Below are 24,043 nucleotides of genomic sequence, written 5' to 3'. Positions count from 1 at the left end.
GATGCTGAATATTCTATTTTCCATCATGACCAGCCGTCTGATGTGGGGTTTTATCGGCATCACCGCGCTCTCCTTTATCATCTGGGTGATTGGGCCGGTGTTCTCGATTGCGGATTCCCGCCCGCTGGAGCCGGAAGTGAACCGCCAGATCAGTATCGGGCTGCTGTACGTGGCGTGGGGACTGAGCAATCTGGTGCCGCGCCTGTATAACGCCTGGCTGAACCGCAAGCTGATGGGCAGCCTGAAAACCACGCCGGGCGAAGAGGGCAGCGCTGACAACAAGCGTCTGACCAGTGAAGACCGCGTGCTGTCCGAGCGCTTTACCGAAGCCGCCGAGATGCTGAAAAAGGCCCACTTCAGCGGCGCGGGCAATAAGCGCTGGACCCAGCGCTTCAGCCGTCAGTATCTGTATCAACTGCCGTGGTACGTGATTATCGGCGCACCGGGCGCGGGCAAAACCACCGCGCTGGTCAACTCGGGGCTGAAGTTCCCGCTGGCCGACCGCTTTGGTAAAGCGGCGCTGCGCGGCATTGGCGGCACCCGCAACTGCGACTGGTGGTTCACCAATCAGGCGGTGCTGCTGGATACCGCCGGACGCTACACCACCCAGGAAAGCGAACAGCAACAGGATGCCAGCGAGTGGGGTAACTTTGTTGGACTGCTGCGGAAATATCGCGGTCGCCAGCCGATCAACGGCGTGATTGTCACCATCAGCGTCTCCGATTTGTTAACGCAATCGGCTGAAGCGTCGCGTCAGCAGGCGCTTTCGCTGCGACAGCGTCTGATGGAACTGCATGAGCAGCTGGGTATCCGTTTCCCGGTGTACGTGATGGTCACCAAAACGGATTTACTGAAAGGCTTCCGTTCGTACTTTGCCCGTTTTGATAAGGCGCAGCGCGATCAGGTCTGGGGCTTCACCTTCCCGTGGGAACGCTCGAAGCTGGCCGATTTCGATCTGTTAAGCGCCTTTACCCAGGAATATGCTCTGCTGCAACAGCGGCTGGATGCCGGTCTGCCGGACACGCTGTTACAGGAAAGCGACGGCAAAGCCCGGGCCGAAAGCTACCTGTTCCCGCAGGAGTTTGCGGCGCTGCGCCCGCTGCTGAATGACTATCTGGAAACCGTCTTCAGCCGCTCCAATTTTGAAACGCAGTTCTCGCCACGCGGCATCTACTTTGCCAGCGGCACTCAGGAAGGTCTGCCGTTTGACCGGGTGATGGGCGAACTGAACCGCGCGCTGAATCTGCCGCAGGAAGAGGGCGGCAACAGCAAAGCGTGGGATCAGGTGGATAAAGCCGCGCCGATCCCGGCCAACAAAGGGCAAAGCTACTTCCTGAAAGACCTGCTGCAAAACGTCATTTTCCAGGAAGCCGGGCTGGCGGGCAGTAACCGCTGGTGGGAGCTGCGCAATCGTGCCGTTCTGTGGTCCGGCTATGTGCTGCTGGCGGCTGCGCTGATCGTCGCCGGCGTGCTGTGGATCACCAGTTACAACAATAACAAAGCCTATTTGCAGGAAGTGCAGGCGAAAGTGCCGCAGGTGGTGAAGCTCAGCCAGAACCTGCAGGCCAATGACCTGACTGACCTGTATGCGCTGCTGCCGTTCCTCAATGGCGTATTGCATCTGCCGGAGAGTGAGGACTTCGATCTGAACGATCCGCCAATCACCCGCCGGATGGGGCTGTATCGCGGTGTGGAAGTCAGTGATGCGACGTTGTCACTGTACCAGAAATCCCTGAAGCAGCTGCTGATGCCGCAGGTGGCTCAGCTAATCACCACCTGGCTGCGTAATGACAACGGCAGTGATGCGGATTACAGCTACGAAGCGCTGAAAGCCTATCAGATGCTGTACCAGCCAAAGCATTACGACGGCAAATTCCTGCACGCCTGGCTGATGCTGAATATTCAGCGCAACCAGCCGCAGAACATCACCCAGCAACAGATTAAGCAGCTCGACTGGCATCTGATGCAGCTGTTGGAGACGCAAATTCAGGCGTCGCCGTATGCGCGGGATGATGCGCTGGTAAAGCGCGAGCAGGCGCTGATTAATCAGATGCCGCTGTCGCAGCGGGTCTATGGACGCCTCAAGCGCCTGCTGGAAAGGGATGATGCACTGAAGTCGGTATCGCTGGCTTCACTCGGGGGTCCACAAAGCGAACTGGTCTTCTCACGTAAAAGCGGCAAGTCGATTGGTGAAGGCATTCCGGGGCTGTTTACCCCAGACGGTTACTGGAACAGCTTCGACAAAAACATCGACAGCGTCACGGCGGCTTTGCATGACGATGACCAGTGGGTGCTGGGCGGACAGGTGCAGGGCGAGACAAAGGATCAAACCGATCTGGCCGTTCGCCAGCTCTATATGGCCGATTACATGCGTCAGTGGGATGGCTTACTGCAGGACATCCAGCTGAACAACAGCGCGGATTTATCGCAACGCATCAACGCGGCGCGTCTGCTTTCCAGCAGCAATTCGCCGCTGCGCAAACTGGTGATTAACCTCAGCCACTATCTGGTGCTGGAGAAAGCGGCCCCGGAAGAGGATACGGCGAAGGCCGGCGAGGACAAGCAGGAGAGCAGCGCCAGCAGCACGCTGAGCGCGCTGTTCCGCTCACGCCAGGCCAGCACCGCCGCCAGCCAGCAGCAGCAAACGCCGGAGCAGTCAGTAACCGCTCACTTCGCACCGGTGATTGAACTGGCTCAGCCGCTGGAGAAAGGCGGTAAAACCATCGCCTTCGATGATTTCCTTAAGCAAATCGACGACCTCTATCGCTACCTGACCGCGGTGCAGGATGCCGCCAACAGCGGTATGCCGCCGCCAGCCAGCGATTCAATCAGTCGTCTGCAGGCCAGCGCCGGTCGCCTGCCTGGCTCACTGCAAAACATGTTCACCAGCATGGCGGTGGGTGCCAGCAGTGATACCCAGCGTCGCGATCTGGATAACGTGCGCAAGCGGATCAATGTCGAAGTGGGCAGCTTCTGCCGTCAGGCGATTGCCGGGCGCTATCCGCTCTCCCGCAGTGGCCGTTCTGAAGTAACGCCTGACGATCTGGCGCGGATGTTTGCACCGGGCACTGGTTTGATGGACAGCTTCTTCCGCGACAATCTCGCCAACAAGGTCGATACCACGCAGTCGAGCTGGCGCTTTACGCCGGGCATCGACGGCAAGACCTTGCCAGGCGGCGAAAGCGTGCTGCGCCCGTTCCAGCAGGCGCAAAGCATTCGTGATGCCTTCTTTGCCAATGGCGCGACCACGCCTTCTTTCCGCGTCACCGTCCGCACCGTGCAGATGGATAACAACATCCTGACCTTAACGCTGGATGTGGATGGACAGCTGCTGCGTTACAGCCACGGGCCGCAGGCGGTCCAGCTGATGAACTGGCCGGGCCCCGGCGGCACCAACCAGGTGCGTATGCAGCTGGGGCTGGCGGATGGCACCACCGCCACGCTGGTCACCAACGGCGCATGGGCACTGAATCGCTTCTTTGACCGCGCCGAACTCTCGCGCGGCAGCAGCAGCCTCAGCCGTCAGGCGGCCTTTAACGTCAATGGTCATCGGGTGACGCTGGAGTTCACGCCAAACAGTATCCGTAATCCGTTTCAGCTTCCCGGGTTCTCATGCCCCTAACCGCAAGGCAAGGATTTGATAATGAACCAGACTCCTGCGATTGGCTGGTACGGGAAATTGCCCAGTGCCGGTGACTTTCTTAAGCGCCGTTTTCCCGAAACGCTCTGGCAGCAATGGACCCACTGGTTCCAGGTGGGCTTGCTGAACTGGCAGCAAAATGAAGATCAACGCGCCGACGGAGACCGATCGTTCAGCGCCGCGCCGGTGTGGAATTTTGTGGTGCCTCCGATGCTGGGCAGTCAGCTGGTGCAGATGGGCTGCCTGCTGCCCGCGCGTGACAACGTGGGCCGACAGTATCCGGTCTGCGCCTTGCTGACCTTTTCCCCGCAGAGCTGGACGCAACCGCAGCTGGCGCTGGCAGGAGAATGGTATCAGCAGGTGGGGCGCACGCTGCTGAACGCGGTGCGCAACGCGTACAGCGCTGAGCAGCTGGACCAGGCGTTGCTGTCGATTCCCGCACCGGTGCTGCCTGCCGCAGAGTCACGCTCCGACATTCTGGACGTGATTGGCTATGCCGATCGGCCCTGCACGCTGAGCTGGCGGCAGGTCTCGGACTGCTTCGATCCGCAGCACTACACCAGCTTCTGGTGGACCAATCAGACCGATGGCTATCCGCTTTATACCCACGTGCACAGCGGCAACTTTACCGGTCAGCTGTTCTCGATGCTGTTTGACCCGGCAGCCGGCGCCAAACCCGGTCGCCACGGTCTTTATCCGCCGATGTTTGAGTAATAACGCAAGGAAATCCTATGAATATCGATGCGCTACTTGAGCCGATAAGCGCTGACAAGCCCTGCGGCGAGAATCTGGAATACGACGCCGATTACATGGCGATGGAGCAGGCCTGCGCGGGCAAAGCCGAGCAGCAATTTGGCAGCACCATCATTCCTGCCGAGCCTGCGGACTGGAACAAAGTCGAGCGGCTGGCCAGCGACCTGCTGAGCCGCACCAAAGATCTCCGCGTGATGCTGGCATTGACCCGCGCCTGGACGCAGCTGAAAGGGCTGCCGGGTTACGCCAACGGTCTGGAGCTGATCAAGCAGTCTTTGCTGCGTTACTGGGAGCCGCTCTGGCCGGTGCTGGAAGAGGACGGTGAGCGCGATCCGTTTTATCGCGTCAATGCGCTGGCGGCATTAAGCGATAAGTCAGCACTCACTACCGCAGCCCGTCAGGCCCCGTTGATTCGCAGCGCCTCAGATGAGATTTCGCTGCGCGATGCCTGCGCACTACTGGACGGCAGCAAAACCGAATGCCCGGAGTATCCTGGCGGCCTCGCACGGCTGACAGATGAGCTGGCGCGCGCGGGTCAACCCGGCGTGGAAGCCATCCTGAGCATAAGTGAGCGGTTACAAACAATTCGTCAAACGCTGGTGGAACACCTTGGCGAAACCGGCGTGCCGGAGATGGAGCAGCTGCAAAAAACGGTGAACACCGTCGCGCAGGCCTGTGAAGTTACCGATCTGGCGAGCCTGATCCCCGGCCTAACGCCAGCGAGTGATGAAGTCCCGCAGGCATCGCCAGCCGCCAGACCGGCGCGTGCCGATATGGACTGGCGGACGATTCAGCCTGGCTCGCGTTCTGATGCCCAGCTGATGCTGGAGAAAGTGAAGCAGTACTTTGTGCAGCACGAGCCAAGCCATCCGGCTCCGCTGATGATCGACCGCGTACAGCGGATGATCGCGCTCGACTTTATGGACATCATCCGTGATTTGGCGCCAGACGGCGTGCATCAGCTGGAAAATATCTTCGGACGCCGCGATAACTGAGTTGCGCGTTCATTCACGTTTTACCGCGAATACCAATGGAGAACCCCATGGCACCAAGTAAATCCAGTGGGCAGAAATTTATCGCCCGTAACCGTGCGCCACGCGTGCAGATCGAATACGACGTGGAGATCTATGGCGCGGAACGCAAAATTGAACTGCCGTTTGTGATGGGCGTGATGTCCGACCTGGTCGGTAAATCGGTCGAAGGCCTGCCGGCCGTAGACGAGCGCAAGTTCCTTGAAATCGATATCGACAACTTCGACGAACGCATGAAGGCGCTGAAACCTCGCGTGGCGTTCCAGGCGGACAACACCTTGACCGGCGAAGGGCGTCTGAACATCGATCTGACTTTCAACAGCATGGAAGATTTCTCGCCGGATGCGGTGGCGCGTAACGTTGAGCCGCTGAATCAGCTGCTGGATGCACGCACTCAGCTTTCCAACCTGCTGACCTATATGGACGGCAAAAACGGCGCGGAAGAGCTGATCTCCAAAATTCTGCAGGATCCTACGCTGCTGAAATCACTGAGCCACCTGCCGAAGCAGGATGAAGCCGCTAAAAGTGGGGAGGAATAACCGATGAGCAATCCTTCACAACAGACGGAACTGCAGGAACAGCAGGCTTACAGTCAGGACGAATTCAGCGCGCTGCTGAATAAAGAGTTCCGTCCTAAGACCGACTCTGCGCGTGCCGCCGTGGAAAGCGCGGTGAAAACGCTGGCGCAGCAGGCGCTGGAAAATACCGTCACCGTTTCCACCGATGCCTACCGCACGATTCAGGCGCTGATCGCGGAGATCGACGAGAAGCTGTCTCAGCAGGTAAACCAGATCATCCACCACGAAGACTTCCAGAAGCTGGAAGGGGCGTGGCGTGGCCTGAGCTACCTGGTGAACAACACCGAAACCGACGAGATGCTGAAAATCCGCTTTATGAGCATCTCCAAGCAGGAACTGGGCCGCACGCTGAAGCGTTATAAAGGCGTCGGCTGGGACCAGAGCCCGATCTTCAAGAAGGTGTACGAAGAAGAGTATGGCCAGTTCGGTGGCGAGCCGTTCGGTTGCCTGGTCGGCGATTACTACTTCGACCACAGCCCGCAGGACGTTGAGCTGCTGAGCGAAATGGCGCGCATTGGCGCGGCGTCACACTGTCCGTTCATCACCGGGACTGCGCCGGGCGTGATGCAGATGGAATCCTGGCAGGAGCTGGCGAACCCACGCGACCTGACCAAAATCTTCCAGAACAGCGAATATGCCGCCTGGCGAAGCCTGCGTGAATCGGAAGATGCCCGTTATCTTGGCCTGGTGATGCCACGCTTCCTGTCGCGTCTGCCGTACGGTATTCGCACCAACCCGGTGGACAGCTTCGACTTCGAAGAGCAGACCGACGGTGCGAACCACAGCAATTACACCTGGACCAACGCTGCCTATGCGATGGCGGCTAACATCAACCGCTCCTTCAAAGAGTACGGCTGGTGCACCTCAATCCGTGGCGTGGAGTCAGGCGGTTCGGTAGAAAATCTGCCATGCCACACCTTCCCAAGCGATGACGGCGGCGTGGACATGAAGTGCCCGACCGAAATCGCTATCAGCGACCGTCGCGAAGCCGAGCTGGCGAAAAACGGCTTTATGCCGCTGGTTCACCGCAAGAACTCCGACTTTGCCGCCTTTATCGGTGCACAGTCTTTGCAGAAGCCTGCGGAATACCACGATGCCGATGCCACCGCGAATGCCCGTCTGGCATCACGCCTGCCGTACCTGTTCGCCTGCTGCCGCTTCGCGCATTACCTGAAGTGCATCGTGCGTGACAAGATCGGATCCTTCCGCGAGCGTGACGAGATGGAACGCTGGCTGAACGACTGGGTGATGAACTACGTCGATGGCGATCCGGCTAACTCTTCGCAGGAAACCAAATCCCGCAAGCCGCTGGCATCTGCAGAAGTGCAGGTTGAAGAGATCGAAGACAACCCAGGCTACTACGCCGCCAAGTTCTTCCTGCGCCCGCACTACCAGCTGGAAGGCCTGACCGTGTCGCTGCGTCTGGTATCAAAACTGCCTTCTTTGAAATCTAACGATGCGTAATGGCTATGCGGAGTAATGATTTACTCCGCAAAATTTCATCTGTTCTTTTGGTTTCTTGCTTTAACTATTAACCAAATAGCCGTTAAGCAAAGCGTGGTGAACACAATTTCGCCCAGCATAAGACCCAAAAATGACACAGATAAATGCTCATATCTTATGACCAGATAGAACGAAGAGAGAATATCTAAAATTGAATATATTGATACGATCGATAACAGGGAAATAAAAATGATTGAGATGATCCTTTTCAATTGTTGATCCTTTTTCGATTATGATTATGCAATGTATTCCGGGTAATGTAGCGCATGAATATATCCGTTGTCTATTACCTGACAGAGCTTAAGTGATTCGTTCAATATTTTTAATTAGGTTTGAGCAGTTTTTATGCCTTAAGTAAAGTTGACGTTACTTAAGGCACAACAATAGTTATACCGCCGGGTGGCGGGTAACTATATTTCTGGATAATCCCATGTAGCGATATTCAGAAGCGAGGCAGAGGTAAAATATGGACTGTTTTATTCAGCCCCATGCTTTCCTGTTTGCCATATCAGTGCTTTATCTAAAGCAAATTTTAACTAATGAAGAGTAGATAATCATGGCTATTGATATGTTTATGAAAGTTGACGGTGTGACTGGCGAATCAAAAGATTCAAACCACACCGGTTGGACCGATATTACTTCTTTCTCCTGGGGCGCTTCACAGCCAGGCAATATGTCTGTGGGCGGCGGCGGCGGTGCCGGTAAAGTGAACTTCAACGATCTGCATGTTGAGGCATTGATCGACAAGTCTACCACTGCGTTGCTGAAGAATTGTGCAAGCGGTAAACACCTGGCTAAAGTTGAATTATCTATCTGCAAAGCGGGTGGAACGCAGGTTGAATATAGTCGTGTGACGTTGGAAGACGTATTAGTCACTTCGGTTCAATATAATGGTAGTGATAACGGTGATACAGTCGGTATGACCTACGGTTTCCAGGCTTCTAAAGTGAAGCAGCAATATTGGGAACAGAGTTCTTCAGGCGGTAAAGGCGCAGAAAGTAGCGCTGGCTGGAACATCAAAGAAAACAAAGAAGCATAATTTAAATGAAGCAATTCCCTGGTGGGAATTGCTTTCTCTTTGCAATAACAGATAGGCCTCTGGTGGGACACTAGACTGTTTTCAAAGAGTGATAAGGAGATTTATATGGCTATCTCTGGTTCTGTTGGTCAGGGGGCGAAAAATAACCCGGCTGACGTAAAAATAATTCAAAAATTGCTACAAAAAAATGGTTACCCTAATCTTCGTGACGATGGTGCCTTTGGCCCGAAAACCCTGGATGCGATAAAGAGTTATCAAGCTAAGTTTCTTCGTCAGCCTGATGGTGTTGTAGATGCTAATGGCCGGACCTTTAGAAAATTAGTGGCAGGGAATAGCCAGGGATCGCCCTCTGGTGCTCCCCAGGAGAATCGACATCTCAACACCGGGCGATTGACTGTGAATGCCGGGCAGGTAACATTCAATGCCGAAGGTAATGATAATCCGCACAACATATACTTTAGCCGCCATCTACATTGGCCCAGAGGGGCATCCGGAGTGACTATCGGGCGTGGATACGATATGGGTGGCAGGACGCAGGAATCTATTTACCTGGATCTGACGCGGTGTGGCGTTCCGGCTGACCAGGCTGAGTTAATGTCTCACGGAAAGAAAATGACGGGCGGGACGGCAGAGCAGTTTGTAAAGCATCACAGAAACGAATGTGGTGTGATATCCAGAGAAGCCCAAGCACGGTTATTTGAACTCATCTACCCTAGGTATGTTTCAAGTGCGAAAAGTGTCTATTTGAGCAAAACGGCCAGCTTCCCTGAGAGAACAAGTTGGGAGTTGCTTAAGGCGCCAATTAGAGAAATTGCAGTCGATTTCGTCTACCAGGGGATGGGGTTTGAAAGAACGATGAAAGCCTGCATGACGAACGATTATGATACGTTGATCAATTTTATTGAAACCAACGCTCAGGCACAAAGCTATGAAGGTGGTCGTCAAAGAGCGAACTATCTGAGAAAAAACAGGTGATTTGAGGAAGATATGAAGAATAAATTTTTAATAGGTGCTGCATTTGGTCTTTTGGCACTGAGTGCGTCGACTCATGCCATGGAAGATTGCTCGAAAAAAACAAGTGATCCAGATGTCTTTCTCTGTGCCCAAAACAATCGTTCTGTCGCAGAAAAAGATCTGAACAACGAATACGCAGAAGCTAAAAAACGTATTGATGAAGTATTTGCTTCTGAACCTGCAGTAAAAAAGGATTATCTTCCTGTCTTCTTAGAAGCTCAACGTGGTTGGCTTAAATACAGAGATAATCAGTGTAAGCTATTTGCTCACGTCGCTGATAAAAATAGCAATCCTTACACGGTATTTACCAATAATTGCATCGCGAAGATGGATGAAGAAAGAACGAAGCAATTAAAAGAAATTCCTTACGATTGATGTTGATAAAGGATGAGTGATTTTTAATGACCATTTCAGCAGAGCTACTGTGTGAAATGGTCAAATGAAGATGCTAAATGGAAGGTGAAAATGGACAACCGGAAAAATTCGCAAATTCAACCTGGATTTTGTATTGTTCAAAATCCAGGAACGTTGGCCTCTCAGGCGCAGGAGATATTTCAGGGAAGAAACCACGATGCAGCAAAACTCTTTATGCAGTTAAACGGCAATACTCAATGGGTTAAGCCAGGCCAGATGCTGATTATTGCCGATCCCAATAATAATAACCAAAATCATCAAATTTCCAAAATGCAAGAAGCTAAAAGGAAAGTTGATAGTTCATTGGCCACCGCTAATATGTCTACAGCCAAATTAATACACCAGAATTACGCAAATATTGCAGTGCTGACATCTTATGGTGATACATTAACTGGTCTTGTTTCGGACACTGGAGAACGTTACTTTACAAAGATTGAAGGAATACTCAAAAGGATTGAGGCTAGTTATCAAAATCAGTTCAGAACACAAGGCACCCTGATTAGTCAGCAGTTTTTTGCAGAGAGAAGGGTGCTCTTTTCTGAGCTAAAGCCTCTCTTAAATAAAGTATCCAGACTCTCTTTGAGTATGCCGAAATATGAAAGCCTGAAGTCTTCTCTCGGATTGTCAAGTCGTTCAATAATGCACCATTGGGAAACGGCTGGAGTAGGAGCTATCAAAGGTTATTCCAATTATATCGAGAGAGCTGCTAAGTCTGCAAAATTTATGAAAGCTGGGGGATGGGTCGCCTTAGGATTTTCATTTCTTAATACCTCTAATACAGTATTTGATGCCTGTTATACTGGACGAGAGAAAGAATGCTCAAAAACTGCTATAAAAGAATACAGCTCATTCACCGGTAGTACTTTAGGTGGTGTCGGGGGTGGTATAGCAGCAAGTGCGGCCACAGCACCTTTATGTTTAGCAATTGGGGCTGCTACTTATGGTATTGGCGGTATAGTTTGTGGTGTAGTATCTGCTGCTGGTGGAAGCTATGCGGGAGGCACCGTTGGAGAAAAAATTGGTGGTAAAGTTGGTGATGGTGTGAATTATATATTATTCAAGGGTGACTGAATGGAACTAATTAAACTTGTTGTTATAGGGGAATTAATGCTATCAGTTTCGTTTGCAGGTAGTTTGATATATCTATACGTTTTTTATAAAAAAAATAATGATAAGGTGGATTTTTTATATTCATGCTTAATTGATGCTGGTTATATGAGTTATGAAGATGAATCTCTATACAAAAATCTGGGCTTTTTAGGCTTTGGATTCAGAGTTTCCATATTGAAGATGATATTTCGCGGTAAAGTATTTAAATCGAAAAAGAATCGCCTTTTTGATGCCGGTGCAACTAATCTATTAATTAGAAAAACAAATGGGGACTATGGCTGGATAAAAAGTTATTATAATATTTTCAAAGTCCAGTGTTTCATTGCAATACTGTTAATTATTCTTACTTGTACCAGTGATTACCTAATGGTCTAGTCTGATTTATATCGTACTGTTTAGGTTTTTTTTTGATGATTTTTAAGTCGGCTGTCTAAATAAAAAGATGACTTTAAAAGCGATTCACTCATTTTTTTGTGAAAAGTATTTGATGTAAAAAATTATGAATTTGGAAAACTTCATTATTGTATTAATTATATTCCTTTTCTTTTTAATATTATTCATGATGGCTTTTGCAGCTTTAATGTTCAAAAAAAATGAAAAAAAATACAATTCAATTCTCGATGAATTTAATGGAAATGGTTTTGATCTGGACTCGGTAACTCGATTCTCAACTGGTTTTGGTGTTTTATTGGTTTACCAGAAGATTATATATTTTGTTAGACTTCATAAAGGTGTGAAAATGTACCACGCCAAAAACAAGTTAGTTCAGAAAGAGGCATATGAATTTATCCAGTGCTTGCCTGAAGATAGAATTGATTGGATTTTGAAATTACACAAGTTCTATAGATGCATATATACCCTGATTGCTATTTTCTTTGCTATTTTAATTTTTTTTGTTAACTATTATTAATGATTTGTTATGAATTAATTAGCGATTTAGAAAGTTTTTTTGGAAGAGCCTTTTAAATAATTTATTTTCATTGCTGGGCTGGAGCGAAGTTAGCTAACATTTCAGGGAGTGGTGTAAGTTGTATAATCATATTGCAGATGGGAATTCCACCCCTTATGCGGTAATTACCGAGGTTATCTTGCGAAACCTGTTAAGCCAGGAATAAAGAGTTGAAATAGATTCCTTAAGGCTGGCTATGTTAATAACACAATTGAAATAAACAATGCGTGTTCAATAATTAAATTTTATATGAGGGAGTTATGAAAAATTTAACTATATTATTAATCTTTTTATCTGTCACTCTGGGATGGTCAAATCTCTCTCATGCTGATTCAACAGTTGTTTTTACTGGAAGTAAATACACAGCCAAGATTACTGAGCATTGTTCTGAAGGAAATGTCTCATGTGATGATGTCACGCTTGAATCAAAAAGTAAAAAAGCGGGAAAAGGAATTTCATTAAAAGGAAAGACGGTAAACGTAAACTGTCCAGAAGTTTGTGATTTTCGTGGGTATGAATTTAAGAATGGCGTCTATACTTATTATTTTGTCGCTGGTCAGGCTAATAAGTGGAAAGTTAATGTTTTTGAGAAAGATAAAGTAATATCTACTGACAGTGGAACTTTAGAGTAATTACTTTAACTTTTTTTAATAAGCGATTTACTTCCCAAAGAAGCTTCAGTAAATTTTAAAAGATGAGAAGGTTAGTTTTAATGCTTATTTTTGGAACCGTTGTCGCCGCAGGGTAGTATTCAAGTACGGCGATATCATCCGTATCGATAATAGTGCATTGTAGGTGAATACGATGAGGCCGGGAAGTAAAAGGATTATTTAATGGATTGGATTATATGAGTGCAGACCACAAATATTTCATGGTGGTTATATTTTTTGTTGTTCTCTTCTTTGTGTCGACTTCTATTTCGTATGCTTCATATCGTAGAAATTTATCAAAATATAAATTCTTTTTAGATAATTATAAAAGAAGCTCTCTTTTCATTGATAGCATAACAAAATTAAGTGAAAATTTGGGCTTTGTGTTTTTTTATTTCAAGATAGTATTTTTTATCAGGCTGCTAAAAAATAAAAAGATGTATGCCACTAAAGGTGTGCTTGTTGATCAAGCTTGCTATGAATATATGCTTTCATTTAATCCTAGTGAAATAAAATGGATGTGGGAATGGAGGCGGAACTATTTAATTCAAAGCGCATTTTTGGCTATGGCACTACTCTCGGCATATATTCATAGTGTTGTTTTTAATTACTAATAATATTCAATTTTCTCTTAATAAATCTGAGAGGACATATGCGGTTAGTTGTTATGGTCATGTGGTTACTACTGCCGACGGGGGTGATGGCTCAGACATCGCTACATGCTGCAAGTGATGCCGCGTTTCAGAAAGACTTATTCAAAAAGTCATCTGAAAAATCCATTGAAGGTGGCACACCAGCAGATGGGAAGACCTTTACTTTGAATAAAGGTGGCAAAATTCTGGGTACATTCATTGCGGGGAGTGGTTTTAATGCGCAGGATGAAAATGTTTGTTTTGTCGGTTGGTCTAAGGAAAAGCCTGTAATTACTAACGTCATCCCCACAATCGGTTACGATGCTTGGGAAGCAGAAAAATGTAATAAAACGAAATCTGTGGGTATTATTTCAAGTGCAAACAATTCTGACACTAAAATCGCAGTTATCTATGAAGCTTCATCTCCCAATGCAATCGCCGATGAAACACTTATTTTCTCGGTCGCAAACTCAACGCGCGATCTCGAATTAGACAAAGAATTAACCGATAAAATGGGTTCTTCAGGTGCTAAAACCATCTCTGAATTAAAAGCTAACTATCTCAATAAGACATTATATTGAGGGGTTATCTCAAATCAGATTTTCGTTTAGTCAGCTTGTGAGAACTGATGATGTTTAAAATAAGATATTGGCACTTTGCAGTAAGAATTAATTTATCTAATTTTTTTACCATGATTATTGATTTTATTATCGCAATGAGAATAAACGATGAAATGCCTAGAAACTTTACTTATCACAGTCATGTTTAGCGCACAGGCTTAAGCGAATCCTGCTTCCATAGACCCTTTAGCGGGGGCATGGCAAGTTAAGCATGTAGGGATTGATGATTAGATTTCCAGCCATATTAGCGTTTCTCCGAATGATCCTTTATTGGTAGGGCGCAGAGTCATCATCACATCTGATAAGAACTCAAACCCCTATCTGGTATTTACCGATAGTTGCATTGCAAAACTCGATGCGGCCAGAACCACAGAGTTGAAAGAGATTCCTTACGATTAGGCTTGCTAATGACCGCATTGCTGTAATAACAGTTGGTGAAAAGTCTGTTGATGGAATGCAGTGATTATTTTCAAGGGTGATTAAATGGATGTGATTAAATTTGTGGTTGCAGAGCAATTACTACTATTAATTGCATTTGCAGCTAGTTTTTTATTAGGGGTTTTTATTTCATTCACAACAAATGCCGGGTTATTTCCTCCTGCTCTTAAAATTTAATTCAATAAATGCCCTATTGCTGATTGGGGGCATTTATGCAGTCAGTTATGAATGGTAAGTCCTTAATGAACCCTTAATGTATTCACATGGCGGATGGCGATAACGGAGCAATATGAATACGGTGGCTAATTCAAAAATGAAAGGATATTTGGCAGCGTCTTTGCTGCTGGTGACTGGCTGTGCAAGTGCAACAACTTCACCGACAGTAAATTCAGTGATAAAGCAGGTTAAAAGTACTGTCGAGAAGGAGAAACTGGTCAGCGATCCCGCCTGTACAGATTATTTGTTCACCAAAGATGCAGAAAAAGGAATGGATCTGGTTGATGTCATGGAAAAACAGGGGGGGACTTGCCCTGGCGATCCTCAGGTTCAGCATCGCTTGTTTAGCGTCTATGTTGATCAAAAAACACATCAGATGGTTAGTGATAAGGACGATCCTAAAAGCGGTAATCTGTCATTATTACAACCCGCAGAATAATCAGGAGGCGCTTTACAGACTCGTTCATTCAAACATTATAGTTTTAGGATTGAATGGCGTCATGGATAGCGCTGGGAAAGAAATGAATGAATAAATTACAATTATATATTCTCACAGCAGTCGTGCTGGCACTGTGTAATATCGCCCGAGCAGAAGAAAATTGCAGCAGTAAAACCATCAGTTGGGAAGTGGATAGTTGTAGCGTAAGAAATAAAGATGCCACCGAGGCGGTTTTAAATAAAGAGTACTCTGCTGCAAAGAAACGTATCGAAGAAGAATACAAGAGTGATAGCAGCATCGTAAAATTTCAATTACAAACCCTGCTGGAAACTCAGCGCAACTGGTTAAAGTATCGTGAAGGGCAGTGCAAAATGGAAGCCAGCCTTGCTGACGAAGATAGCAGTGCGCATCTTGGCATGGTCAGTATTTGTATAAACAAATTAGATAAACAGCGTATTGCGCAGTTTAAAGAAATGCCCTATGGCTGATTCGCCGCATTTATGCAGTCAGTTATGAATGGTAAGTCCTCAATGAAACATTATTGAATTCACATAGCGGAGGGTGATATCCATCCGCCATGAGTTTCATCGCCATCTCCCTCTAATTCAGCCTGCAAACTTCGCCGCTTTTATTTAAAGAGCCGCGAGGCTTGAATGCCGACTAAATCCAACGCAGGAAACCGTTATGCGATTTACGATAATAGCGACCAAATCGGGTCAGCAGCCGCCACAGCGTAGCTGCGACTTTATGCCGCCGGGCGGCACCATTGGCCGGGGAACTGAAAATAATCTGGTGCTGCCGGATGAGAACCGCTCCATCTCCCGCCTGCAGGCGATTGTGCATGTCAGCGCGAATGGCGAGTGCCAAATTACCAACCGAGGCACCGTCACCCTGGTGCACCTGAATGATATTCCTCTGCAACGCGGCCGCCAGGTGGAACTGCAGGATGGCGATATCATCCGTATTGATGATTACGCACTGCAGGTGAGCGAGCTGGGTGCGGGCGCGCAACCCATTGTGAGCGCGCCGATTTCCCGCGCCGTGGTAAGCGATGCGCCAGCGTCAGCGCAGGCCTCGCCACAGCACGTATCATCACCATCGGCGGCTCCCAATGCCGCTTCGCAAGCTGTACCGCTGAACACTCCACCGCAGGCAGCGGCTGCACCGTCTGCAACTGCACATGCCGCGCAGCCGCCGGTGTCCACGCAGGCCGCCTCAGCGAATACGGTAATTCCACAGCCGCAGCCTTCAGCACCGCAGTCTGCTGCAAAAGAGAACTCGCCCGCAGCCATCCCCAGCGAAATCTGGGACAGCCTGGCGCAGGAGTTTTCCATCTCCGACAGCCTGTCAAATCGCAGCAAGCCACAGCCGGCCAACCTGAATCCGTTTGCAGAGGCACCGGCCCCGGATCGCAATCCGGTGGATCCGCTGGCGCAGTTTGCCAGTAAGCCGGACAGCCTGAACTTCGATCGCCGCGATCAAACGCCGGATTCCCTGTTTACCGATGACGATGGCCTGTTTAAGCAGGACAGCATCTTCAACGACAGCACGCCAAGCACCCTGATGCAGCAGCCTGCGGCTCAGCCTCAGCAGCCGGGTAAAGGGAAAGATGAGCTGGATCCGCTGGCCCTGTTCGGTGGCAGCGGCGGTGGTGCACCGGCTCAGGCCAACAGCGACGATCCGCTGGGCCTGATGATGGGCAATGCCGTGCCGCTAACGCCGATGGATGCGTCAGGCAGCCAGCCGCGTCCGGCGACGCAGCAACCTCCGCAGCACACCATCGTGCCGCCAGCGCCGCACGCGCTGGATAGCGACTTCGATCTGTTTGCCGGTGACAAATCCAACCCGCAGCACGCTTCGCCGCTGTTTGATGATGCGCCACAGCATGGCGACGAAACGCCGTCACGGTCAGCTGACTCCCCGGCGGACCCTGGCGATTCGTCGCTGTTCGCTGAATCCTCTGCAGATCTGGCCGATTCACCGTTGTTTGCTGAGTCTTCTGCAAATCAGCCTGACTCGCCGTTGTTTGATCAGCCGCCGACGGCCGCTCAACCGGATTACGGCGGCATCACGCTGCCCACGCCGCAGGCGGTGGCCCGTAATACCACGCCGCCGCCAAAAGGCCGTCTGCGCATCGATCCTGTCTCCAATACGACTTCACAGCAGTCGTCGTCATCGGCCTCCAGTGGCCAGGTGCTGGACGGTGAACTGCTGGACGCATTAATCGGCGGCATGGGGCTCAACGATCTGCAACCGACGCCGCGCATCGATCGCGATTCCATGCAGGAGCTTGGGCAGATGCTCAGCATGTTCTCGCAGGGGACCGTGGCGCTGCTCTCTTCCCGTTCGATCCTCAAGCGTGGCGTGAAGGCAGAAATGACGGTGATCCTCGACGAGGCGAACAACCCGTTCAAGCTATTGCCGTCAGGTAAATCGGTGCTGATGCAGATGTTCGGCAGCCGCATGCCCGGCTTTATGCCGCCGAAACAGTCGGTGCGCGATGCGCTGGTCGATCTGCAGGCGCACCAGTTGGGGATGATCGCCGGGATCCGCGCGATCATCGCTTCGATGCTGCAATCCTTTAATCCTCAGCAGCTGGAAGAGGAAGCGAAACAGGAAGGGATCACCTCGCGGATCTCCTTGCCGAGCAGCCGCAAAGCCGCGCTGTGGGAACACTTCACCAAACGCTATGGCGAAACCGCCGGTGAAATCGAAGACGACTTCCATACCCTGTTCGGCGAGGCGTTTCTGCATGCCTATGACATGGAAGTGAACCAGTACAAAGACTCTCAAATCAGATCGGAAGAATGATGAATATCACCATTGCCTCTATGTCGAATCAGGGCGCCCGCGAAAGCAATCAGGACCAGACAGGTGAGATCATCGGTGAGCGGTCGGCCTGCTTTGTGGTCTGCGATGGTGTCGCGGGATTGCCAGGCGGTGATGTCGCTGCTGAGCTGGCGCGCAACACCATCCTTGAGCGCTTCAACGGCGATCGGCATCTGGATGCGCAGAGCATCCGCCGCTACGTCAACGAAGCCAATGGCGCTATCCGCCAGCAGCAGAAAGCCATGACCGACTACAAACGCATGGGCACCACCATGGTCAGCCTGTTTATCGATCGGGATTTCGAGCTGGCTTACTGGGCGCACGCCGGTGACAGCCGCCTGTATCTGTTTCGCCGTGGCTATCTCTATCACGTCACCACCGACCACAGCCTGGTGCAGCAGATGAAAGATGCCGGACACCAGACCGAAGGGATCAACAGCAATCTGCTCTATTTTGCGCTGGGCATGGGCGATGAAGAGCGGGATGCCAGCTACAGCGATGTGGTGCCGATTGAAGATGGCGATGCGTTTTTACTCTGCACGGACGGCTTCTGGCACGCCCTCTCGCCGGACCATATGCAGCAGTCATTGCATATGGTGAACACCCCGGACGAGTGGCTGACGCTGATGCAGGAAGTGATCCGCAAGAACGACCAGCAATCCGAGGCCAGCCAGGACAACTACAGCGCCGTGGCGGTCTGGGTTGGCGATCCACAAGACACCACGCTGCTGCACTCCTTGTCGCAGGCAGCCCAGTTTTTCCCTCTTCGTGATTAACGGCCTTAAAGGACTTATATGAAATATTGGCTATCAGGCGCGCTCTCCCTGTTTATCGCGTCCAGCGCCTGGGCGCAGGATTATCTCGTGGTCTCTTCGCCTTCGCAGAAACTGGATATCTGGATCGATAACGTTAAAAGCAAAAATGCGGCGGACTGGTGTACGCGTGAGCTTCCGCTGCGCATCGTGGCAAAAGGCAAAAAGGATCCGGACGTGCTGAACGATTTCCTGCCGCGCGTCGGCAAGGTCTTGCAGCATCAGTGCGGCAAGATGGAATCCATTCACTGGCAGATGACCGACAGCAACGGCAGTGCGCTGGCAAAAGGCACCGCCGCCAAAGCCCAGTCATGGGCGGTGAAGGTGGAACCTGATGCCCCGGTGACGCCTCCAGCAGCGCCTCCGGCAGCCGAAACCGCACCGGCAGCCACGCCAGCGGCGGCCGATCTTTCCCCGCCGGCCGATACCACGCCGTGGGTGCAGTTCAGCCTGCTCGACGGTTGCCACTTCCGCACCTATTTCCGTAGCGGCAACCAGACCAGCGCCCTGTTTGTGCCTGCCAAAGGCGGCGTCAGCTGTGGCAGCGATGGCTGGCTGAGCGGCGAAAGCCAGATTGCTCAGCTGGGCAAAGGGGCCAGCAAAAACGTGCGCATGACCTTCCTGCAAGGCTTCCCGGTGGCCGGACTGACCAGCAAAGCGCTCAGCCAGGATCTGCAAATCACCACCGTGAATAATCAGCGGATGGTGCTGAGCGATGAGAAGTCGCCGCAGAGCTGGATGGTGGTGCCGTTCGACCCGGCGGTTAACGGCTGGAAAACGGATGGCACGGTGGTGGTGGAAATTACCGCCGCACAGGCCAGCGACGAAAGCGATGTGAAGGCGCGCCTCGCTGAGGTACGTAAAGTCTGGTCCCCTTACCTGGCGGATAAAAGCACGCTGACCATCAAGCTGGTGCAGGCGCTCCATCCGCAGCTGAAAGACCCGGCAGCCGGTTCATTCCGCACCCTCAACTAGTTCACTGCACGTCAAAGGAAAGCTTATGTACTCCCTCAGCACCCTGATGTCCGGCGCCTCGCTTGCGGAAACGCTGGCGCGCGTCGAAGGCAAAATTAAAGCCAACCCGGCGGATGCCGATTTGCGCGCGGCCTTCGTGCAGTTGCTGTGCCTGGCTGGAAACTGGACGCGCGCCACCACCCAGATGAAATCCTGGGCGGCGTTGAAGCCACAGGCCAAACCGACGGTGACGTTGCTGGAGCAGGCGGTGGCGGGAGAAGTGCAGCGCGCGGCGGTGTTTGCCGGCGAGGCCTCGCCGATGATGCCTGGCGACGCCTTTAACTGGGCCGAAGGGTTATTAAGCGCGCTGCGGGCCGATGCGGCGGGCAAAAACCTGTTGGCTGACGAGCTGCGTGCGGCGGCGTTCGAGGCGGCTGAAATCAATCCCGGCAGCCTGAAGCAGTTGAAGGATGAGTCAGCGCAGGCGGTCGATTGGTTGATTGATGGCGATGGCCGCCTTGGCCCAATTTGCGAGCTGATCGTCAACGGGCGCTACACCTGGCTGCCGTTCAGCGCCATCAGCGAACTGCGTTTTCAGGCACCGGCCAGCGTGACCGATCTGGTCTGGCGTCATACCTCGGTCAGGCTGACCGACGGCAGCGAGCAGGTGTGTCAGATCCCGGTGCGCTATCCGTTTGGCGCTGACGCCGCTGATAACCTGCTGCTGGCCAGCGTCACCGAATGGCAGCCGCTGGATGGTGCCGGCCTGCACTTTAGCGGACTGGGGCAGAAAACCTGGCTGAGCGGCGAAGCGGACTATCCGTTGCTGAGCCTGGACGTGCTGACCTTCGACGAGGCGCTATGAGCAATGACTTCGACCTGAATCAACCGCAGCAGGGCAGCGATCTGCTACGCGGTGGCTACCGTCACCGCAACAAGCAGGAAGCGTTAAACGCCCGCGACAAAATGCAGCCTTCACTGCTGGATCGGCTGACCGATAACGCACCGGACAAGCTGAAAGAGTCCGCCAGCAACACGGTGATTTCCCACACCACGCTGCGGCGGCATGTGCTGCGGGATTTGCAGTGGCTGTTTAACAGCATCAATAACGAAGGGCAGCAGGATCTGGAGCCCTTCGCCGAGGTGAAGCGCTCGGTGCTGAACTATGGCGTGGCGCCGCTTTCCGGGCAGCGCATGTCCGACATCGAATGGCAGGACGTGCAGCGCAAGCTCACCAACTCGATCCTGCATTTTGAGCCGCGCATATTGCCGGTGGGTCTACAGGTGCGCTGCATATCAGACACCACCTCGCTGGACCTGCACAACGTGTTGTCGATTGAAATCAAGGGGCGGCTGTGGTGCGTGCCCTATCCGCTGGAATTCCTGTTCCGCACCGATGTCGACCTGGAAAACGGCCATTTTGAGTTTAAAGACGTAGGGTAATCATGGACAGCAAACTGCTCGATTATTACAACCGTGAACTGGCGTACCTGCGCGAGATGGGGGCGGAGTTTGCCGAACGCTACCCAAAAGTCGCCGGACGGCTGGGGATGCGCGGGATTGACGTCGCCGATCCGTATGTCGAGCGGCTGATGGAAGGCTTTGCCTTTCTGACCTCCCGCGTGCAGTTAAAAATGGATGCCGAGTTCCCGCGTTTCTCCCAGCGGATGCTGGAGATGATTGCGCCAAACTACCTGGCGCCTACGCCGTCGATGGCGATAGCGGAGCTGCATCCGGACAGCCAGAAAGGCGACATCAGCGGCGGCTTTCGCGTCCCGCGCGGCACGATGATGGACAGCCAGACGCTGAAGAAAAGCGGCGTCACCTGCAGCTACAGCACCGCCCACGATGTGATGCTGCAACCGCTGACCATCACCAGCGTCGAGCTGGGCGGCGTGCCGGCGGATATCCCGCTGGGGCCGATGGGCCTCAGCCAGCGCGGAGCCGCCAGCGCGCTACGCATCCGCCTGACCTGTTTCAACGACGTAACCCTCAACACCCTGACCTTTGACGATCTGATGTTCTTCCTCAGCGGCCCGGATATTCAGGCGCAAAAGCTGCTCGAATTGATTATGCAACACACGGTGGGCAGCTTCTGCCAGACGGTGGAAGCACAGCCGCAGCGGGTGGTGATGAACGATGAGGCGCTGACCCAGGAAGGATTTTCGCCAGACCAGGCCTTGCTGCCGGACGATCTGCGCAACTTCGACGGCTACCGGCTGTTGCAGGAGTACTTTGCTTTTCCGGCCCGTTTCCAGTTCATCAACATCAGCCAGCTGCGCGGCATTCTCGGCAAGTGCGGCCCGGAGGTGAAGGCGTTTGAGATCGTGCTGCTGCTGGATAAAGCCGACGCGGCGCTGGAAAGGGTGATTGATAAAAGCCATCTGTCGCTGCACTGCACGCCGGTGATCAACCTGTTCCCGAAGACGGCCGAGCGGCAAAAAATCAGCGACAGCGTGCATGAATATCATCTGGTGGTCGACAATATTCGCCCGCTGGATTACGAGATTTACTCGGTTCAGAAGCTGTATGCCACCGGCGATAAGCGCCGGGACGAACAGGTTTTCCGCCCGTTCTGGAGCACCTTCAGCCAGGACCACGGGGATTACGGCGCCTATTTCTCGCTGCGCCGCGAACAGCGCACGCTGTCTGAACGCGCGCAGCGTTACGGCACGCGGACCGGCTATGTCGGCTCGGAAGTTTTCCTGTCGCTGGTGGATGAACGTCATTCCCCGTGGAGCGATGATCTGCGCCATCTGACCGCCGACGTGCTGTGCACCAGCCGCGATCTGCCGCTGATGCTGCTGCAACAGGATCAGGGCAACTTCCTGATGCCGGACTCGATTCCGGTCGGTCAGTTAACGCTGAAGAAAGGGCCAACGCCACCGCGTCCGGCGCTGGCCGAAGGGCTGACGACCTGGCGCTTGATCAGCCATCTGCAAATGAACTACCTCAGCCTGATGGACAGTGATGAAGGCCAGGGCGCTGCCGCGCTGCGTCAGCTGCTGGGGCTGTATGCCAATCTGGCGGAAGCGCCGGTGGCGAGGCAGATCGAAGGCATCCGCCACTGTCAGTTAAAGCCGGTGTATCGCCGGGTGCCGGAACCCGGTCCGATCGTCTTCGCGCGGGGTGTGGGCATCGAACTGAGCGTGGATGAACAGGCGTTCTCCGGTTCAAGCCCGTGGTTACTGGGCAGCGTGCTGGAGCGGGTCTTTTCGCGGCTGGTGGCGATGAACAGCTTTACCGAAGTGACGCTGATCAGTCAGCAGCGCGGTGAAGTGGGTTACTGGTCGCCGAGGATGGGCAAAAGGGCGCTGATATGAGTGATGCGACGGCACCATCGACGTTACGATTCCGCAAAATCCAGCGGCTGCCGGAACATTTCTGGCAAGGCGTGACGCTGGCACCCTGGCGCTACGATCTGTTCCAGCTGCTGCGGCGGCTGGATGCGCAGGGCGGAGAACGCTATCCGCTGGGACGGGCGCCGCTGCCGCGCCACGAGCCGCTGCGTATTGGTCAGACGCCTTCGCTGGCCTTCGCACCCTCGACGCTCGCCAGCGCCAGCCCGCGTGAGAACAGCCCGCTGCACGATGTTTCGATCCTCAGCTTCGGCCTGTTCGGCCCCAACGGCCCGCTGCCGGTTCACCTGACCGAATATGCCCGCGAGCGCATCTACCATCATCAGGATCACAGCCTGAGCGCCTTTGCGGATCTGTTCCATCATCGCCTGACGCTGCTGTTTTATCGTGCCTGGGCCGATGCGCAGCCGACGGTGTCGCTGGACCGCGAGGACGCCCATCACTTTGAACGCTATCTGGCCAGCCTGATTGGCATGGGCCAGCCCGGCCAGCTGGAAAAAGGCAGCCTCAGCGAACATGCGCGCTATACGGTGGCCGGGCACTTAACCCGCAACGGCCGCGATGCCGAAGGATTGCAAAAAATCCTCAGCCACTATTTCAAGGTGCCGGTCACGCTGGTGGAAAACGTGCCGCACTGGCAGCCGATCGACCGCCGCGAGCGCGCGCAGCTGGGTGCCGGACGGCGGATGCCGACACTGGGCCAGTCCGCCTTTCTCGGCATCGCGGTGCGCGATGTGCAGCATAAATTCCGCATCGAACTGGGGCCGCTGAGCCTGGCAAATTACAACCGGTTTTTGCCCGGCACACCCTGGGCACAGCAGCTGCGCGACTGGGTTCGGCAGTATCTGGGCATCGAATACGTCTGGGACCTGCGGCTGATCCTGGCGGCGGAAGACGTGCAGGGCGTCAGCCTCGGTGGCCCGGCTCAGCTGGGCTACAACGGCTGGCTGGGTTGCCCTGAAAATCCGCAGCCGCGTAACGATCTGACCTTCAGCCCTGAACCAACTGAAACCTCTGGGATTTAAGGACGTCATTCTGTCGTCATCCCGCTTATCACCGCCTT

General features: G+C 52.6%; 23 protein-coding genes. All 23 read left to right on the top strand.

What is annotated here, in order from left to right:
- Position 1 precedes the first annotated feature (1 nt).
- A complete protein-coding gene (tssM, locus tag AC0IXH_RS14650) occupies positions 2–3,622 on the top strand; it encodes a type VI secretion system membrane subunit TssM (RefSeq protein ID WP_471720624.1) in 3,621 nt (1,206 codons plus the stop codon).
- 21 nt (positions 3,623–3,643) lie between these two features.
- Positions 3,644–4,354, top strand: a complete 711-nt coding sequence (gene tagF, locus AC0IXH_RS14645; RefSeq protein WP_013200617.1) for a type VI secretion system-associated protein TagF — start codon at positions 3,644–3,646, stop codon at positions 4,352–4,354.
- Positions 4,355–4,371: 17 nt separating this feature from the next.
- Positions 4,372–5,388, top strand: a complete 1,017-nt coding sequence (tssA, locus tag AC0IXH_RS14640) for a type VI secretion system protein TssA (protein WP_053140538.1) — start codon at positions 4,372–4,374, stop codon at positions 5,386–5,388.
- Between the two features lie 47 nt (positions 5,389–5,435).
- The gene (tssB, locus tag AC0IXH_RS14635) at positions 5,436–5,963 is read left to right on the top strand and encodes a type VI secretion system contractile sheath small subunit (protein ID WP_106381763.1); all 528 of its coding nucleotides are present in this window, start codon (positions 5,436–5,438) and stop codon (positions 5,961–5,963) included.
- Positions 5,964–5,966: 3 nt separating this feature from the next.
- Complete coding sequence (gene tssC / locus AC0IXH_RS14630; RefSeq protein ID WP_151038359.1) at positions 5,967–7,466, top strand: type VI secretion system contractile sheath large subunit; 1,500 nt, start codon at positions 5,967–5,969, stop codon at positions 7,464–7,466.
- A gap of 595 nt (positions 7,467–8,061) precedes the next feature.
- Positions 8,062–8,544 carry an Hcp family type VI secretion system effector gene (locus AC0IXH_RS14625; RefSeq protein ID WP_151038358.1) on the top strand — a complete coding sequence of 161 codons (483 nt, stop codon included), beginning with the start codon at positions 8,062–8,064 and terminating at the stop codon, positions 8,542–8,544.
- Positions 8,545–8,649: 105 nt separating this feature from the next.
- On the top strand, positions 8,650–9,519 hold the full coding sequence (locus AC0IXH_RS14620; RefSeq protein ID WP_151038357.1) for a peptidoglycan-binding protein: 870 nt from the start codon (positions 8,650–8,652) through the stop codon (positions 9,517–9,519).
- 12 nt (positions 9,520–9,531) lie between these two features.
- A complete protein-coding gene (locus AC0IXH_RS14615; protein ID WP_151038356.1) occupies positions 9,532–9,933 on the top strand; it encodes a lysozyme inhibitor LprI family protein in 402 nt (133 codons plus the stop codon).
- Positions 9,934–9,984: 51 nt separating this feature from the next.
- The gene (locus tag AC0IXH_RS14610; RefSeq protein ID WP_471720623.1) at positions 9,985–11,043 is read left to right on the top strand and encodes a hypothetical protein; all 1,059 of its coding nucleotides are present in this window, start codon (positions 9,985–9,987) and stop codon (positions 11,041–11,043) included.
- Positions 11,044–11,457 carry a hypothetical protein gene (locus tag AC0IXH_RS14605; protein ID WP_471720622.1) on the top strand — a complete coding sequence of 138 codons (414 nt, stop codon included), beginning with the start codon at positions 11,044–11,046 and terminating at the stop codon, positions 11,455–11,457.
- A gap of 834 nt (positions 11,458–12,291) precedes the next feature.
- Positions 12,292–12,663 carry a hypothetical protein gene (locus tag AC0IXH_RS14600; protein WP_471720621.1) on the top strand — a complete coding sequence of 124 codons (372 nt, stop codon included), beginning with the start codon at positions 12,292–12,294 and terminating at the stop codon, positions 12,661–12,663.
- A gap of 215 nt (positions 12,664–12,878) precedes the next feature.
- Complete coding sequence (locus tag AC0IXH_RS14595) at positions 12,879–13,295, top strand: hypothetical protein (protein ID WP_471720620.1); 417 nt, start codon at positions 12,879–12,881, stop codon at positions 13,293–13,295.
- A 59-nt stretch (positions 13,296–13,354) separates the two neighbouring features.
- Positions 13,355–13,894 carry a hypothetical protein gene (locus AC0IXH_RS14590; RefSeq protein ID WP_471720619.1) on the top strand — a complete coding sequence of 180 codons (540 nt, stop codon included), beginning with the start codon at positions 13,355–13,357 and terminating at the stop codon, positions 13,892–13,894.
- Between the two features lie 522 nt (positions 13,895–14,416).
- Complete coding sequence (locus AC0IXH_RS14585; RefSeq protein ID WP_471720618.1) at positions 14,417–14,548, top strand: hypothetical protein; 132 nt, start codon at positions 14,417–14,419, stop codon at positions 14,546–14,548.
- 112 nt (positions 14,549–14,660) lie between these two features.
- Positions 14,661–15,026 (top strand): hypothetical protein, encoded by a 366-nt coding sequence (locus AC0IXH_RS14580; protein ID WP_471720617.1) that lies wholly within the window; start codon positions 14,661–14,663, stop codon positions 15,024–15,026.
- A gap of 86 nt (positions 15,027–15,112) precedes the next feature.
- On the top strand, positions 15,113–15,514 hold the full coding sequence (locus AC0IXH_RS14575) for a lysozyme inhibitor LprI family protein (protein ID WP_471720616.1): 402 nt from the start codon (positions 15,113–15,115) through the stop codon (positions 15,512–15,514).
- Between the two features lie 196 nt (positions 15,515–15,710).
- Complete coding sequence (gene tagH, locus AC0IXH_RS14570) at positions 15,711–17,837, top strand: type VI secretion system-associated FHA domain protein TagH (protein ID WP_471720615.1); 2,127 nt, start codon at positions 15,711–15,713, stop codon at positions 17,835–17,837.
- Positions 17,837–18,631 (top strand): PP2C family protein-serine/threonine phosphatase, encoded by a 795-nt coding sequence (locus tag AC0IXH_RS14565; protein WP_041692207.1) that lies wholly within the window; start codon positions 17,837–17,839, stop codon positions 18,629–18,631. Before tagH ends, AC0IXH_RS14565 begins: the two co-directional genes overlap by 1 nt.
- A gap of 18 nt (positions 18,632–18,649) precedes the next feature.
- Entirely contained in the window at positions 18,650–19,642 is a 993-nt protein-coding gene (locus AC0IXH_RS14560) for a hypothetical protein (RefSeq protein ID WP_346599891.1), read from the top strand.
- Positions 19,643–19,667: 25 nt separating this feature from the next.
- Positions 19,668–20,486, top strand: a complete 819-nt coding sequence (locus AC0IXH_RS14555; RefSeq protein WP_346566928.1) for a type VI secretion system accessory protein TagJ — start codon at positions 19,668–19,670, stop codon at positions 20,484–20,486.
- The gene (tssE, locus tag AC0IXH_RS14550) at positions 20,483–21,064 is read left to right on the top strand and encodes a type VI secretion system baseplate subunit TssE (RefSeq protein WP_053140497.1); all 582 of its coding nucleotides are present in this window, start codon (positions 20,483–20,485) and stop codon (positions 21,062–21,064) included. The genes AC0IXH_RS14555 and tssE overlap by 4 nt, the downstream gene beginning before the upstream one ends.
- A gap of 2 nt (positions 21,065–21,066) precedes the next feature.
- A complete protein-coding gene (gene tssF / locus AC0IXH_RS14545) occupies positions 21,067–22,944 on the top strand; it encodes a type VI secretion system baseplate subunit TssF (protein WP_338571426.1) in 1,878 nt (625 codons plus the stop codon).
- Positions 22,941–24,005: a type VI secretion system baseplate subunit TssG gene (gene tssG, locus AC0IXH_RS14540; RefSeq protein ID WP_471720614.1), complete on the top strand. Its 1,065-nt coding sequence runs from the start codon at positions 22,941–22,943 to the stop codon at positions 24,003–24,005. Before tssF ends, tssG begins: the two co-directional genes overlap by 4 nt.
- Positions 24,006–24,043: the final 38 nt, after the last annotated feature.

The organism is Erwinia sp. AC075, assembly GCF_979253995.1.
This window is presented reverse-complemented; position numbering and strand designations above follow the sequence as displayed.

What these genes read in the sequence shown, in the direction of transcription:
- tssM (WP_471720624.1), top strand. Translation starts at nt 2, where the DNA reads ATGCTGAATATTCTATTTTCCATCATGACCAGCCGTCTGATGTGGGGT.
- tagF (WP_013200617.1), top strand. Translation starts at nt 3,644, where the DNA reads ATGAACCAGACTCCTGCGATTGGCTGGTACGGGAAATTGCCCAGTGCC.
- tssA (WP_053140538.1), top strand. Translation starts at nt 4,372, where the DNA reads ATGAATATCGATGCGCTACTTGAGCCGATAAGCGCTGACAAGCCCTGC.
- tssB (WP_106381763.1), top strand. Translation starts at nt 5,436, where the DNA reads ATGGCACCAAGTAAATCCAGTGGGCAGAAATTTATCGCCCGTAACCGT.
- tssC (WP_151038359.1), top strand. Translation starts at nt 5,967, where the DNA reads ATGAGCAATCCTTCACAACAGACGGAACTGCAGGAACAGCAGGCTTAC.
- AC0IXH_RS14625 (WP_151038358.1), top strand. Translation starts at nt 8,062, where the DNA reads ATGGCTATTGATATGTTTATGAAAGTTGACGGTGTGACTGGCGAATCA.
- AC0IXH_RS14620 (WP_151038357.1), top strand. Translation starts at nt 8,650, where the DNA reads ATGGCTATCTCTGGTTCTGTTGGTCAGGGGGCGAAAAATAACCCGGCT.
- AC0IXH_RS14615 (WP_151038356.1), top strand. Translation starts at nt 9,532, where the DNA reads ATGAAGAATAAATTTTTAATAGGTGCTGCATTTGGTCTTTTGGCACTG.
- AC0IXH_RS14605 (WP_471720622.1), top strand. Translation starts at nt 11,044, where the DNA reads ATGGAACTAATTAAACTTGTTGTTATAGGGGAATTAATGCTATCAGTT.
- AC0IXH_RS14600 (WP_471720621.1), top strand. Translation starts at nt 12,292, where the DNA reads ATGAAAAATTTAACTATATTATTAATCTTTTTATCTGTCACTCTGGGA.
- AC0IXH_RS14595 (WP_471720620.1), top strand. Translation starts at nt 12,879, where the DNA reads ATGAGTGCAGACCACAAATATTTCATGGTGGTTATATTTTTTGTTGTT.
- AC0IXH_RS14590 (WP_471720619.1), top strand. Translation starts at nt 13,355, where the DNA reads ATGTGGTTACTACTGCCGACGGGGGTGATGGCTCAGACATCGCTACAT.
- AC0IXH_RS14585 (WP_471720618.1), top strand. Translation starts at nt 14,417, where the DNA reads ATGGATGTGATTAAATTTGTGGTTGCAGAGCAATTACTACTATTAATT.
- AC0IXH_RS14580 (WP_471720617.1), top strand. Translation starts at nt 14,661, where the DNA reads ATGAATACGGTGGCTAATTCAAAAATGAAAGGATATTTGGCAGCGTCT.
- AC0IXH_RS14575 (WP_471720616.1), top strand. Translation starts at nt 15,113, where the DNA reads ATGAATAAATTACAATTATATATTCTCACAGCAGTCGTGCTGGCACTG.
- tagH (WP_471720615.1), top strand. Translation starts at nt 15,711, where the DNA reads ATGCGATTTACGATAATAGCGACCAAATCGGGTCAGCAGCCGCCACAG.
- AC0IXH_RS14565 (WP_041692207.1), top strand. Translation starts at nt 17,837, where the DNA reads ATGAATATCACCATTGCCTCTATGTCGAATCAGGGCGCCCGCGAAAGC.
- AC0IXH_RS14560 (WP_346599891.1), top strand. Translation starts at nt 18,650, where the DNA reads ATGAAATATTGGCTATCAGGCGCGCTCTCCCTGTTTATCGCGTCCAGC.
- AC0IXH_RS14555 (WP_346566928.1), top strand. Translation starts at nt 19,668, where the DNA reads ATGTACTCCCTCAGCACCCTGATGTCCGGCGCCTCGCTTGCGGAAACG.
- tssE (WP_053140497.1), top strand. Translation starts at nt 20,483, where the DNA reads ATGAGCAATGACTTCGACCTGAATCAACCGCAGCAGGGCAGCGATCTG.
- tssF (WP_338571426.1), top strand. Translation starts at nt 21,067, where the DNA reads ATGGACAGCAAACTGCTCGATTATTACAACCGTGAACTGGCGTACCTG.
- tssG (WP_471720614.1), top strand. Translation starts at nt 22,941, where the DNA reads ATGAGTGATGCGACGGCACCATCGACGTTACGATTCCGCAAAATCCAG.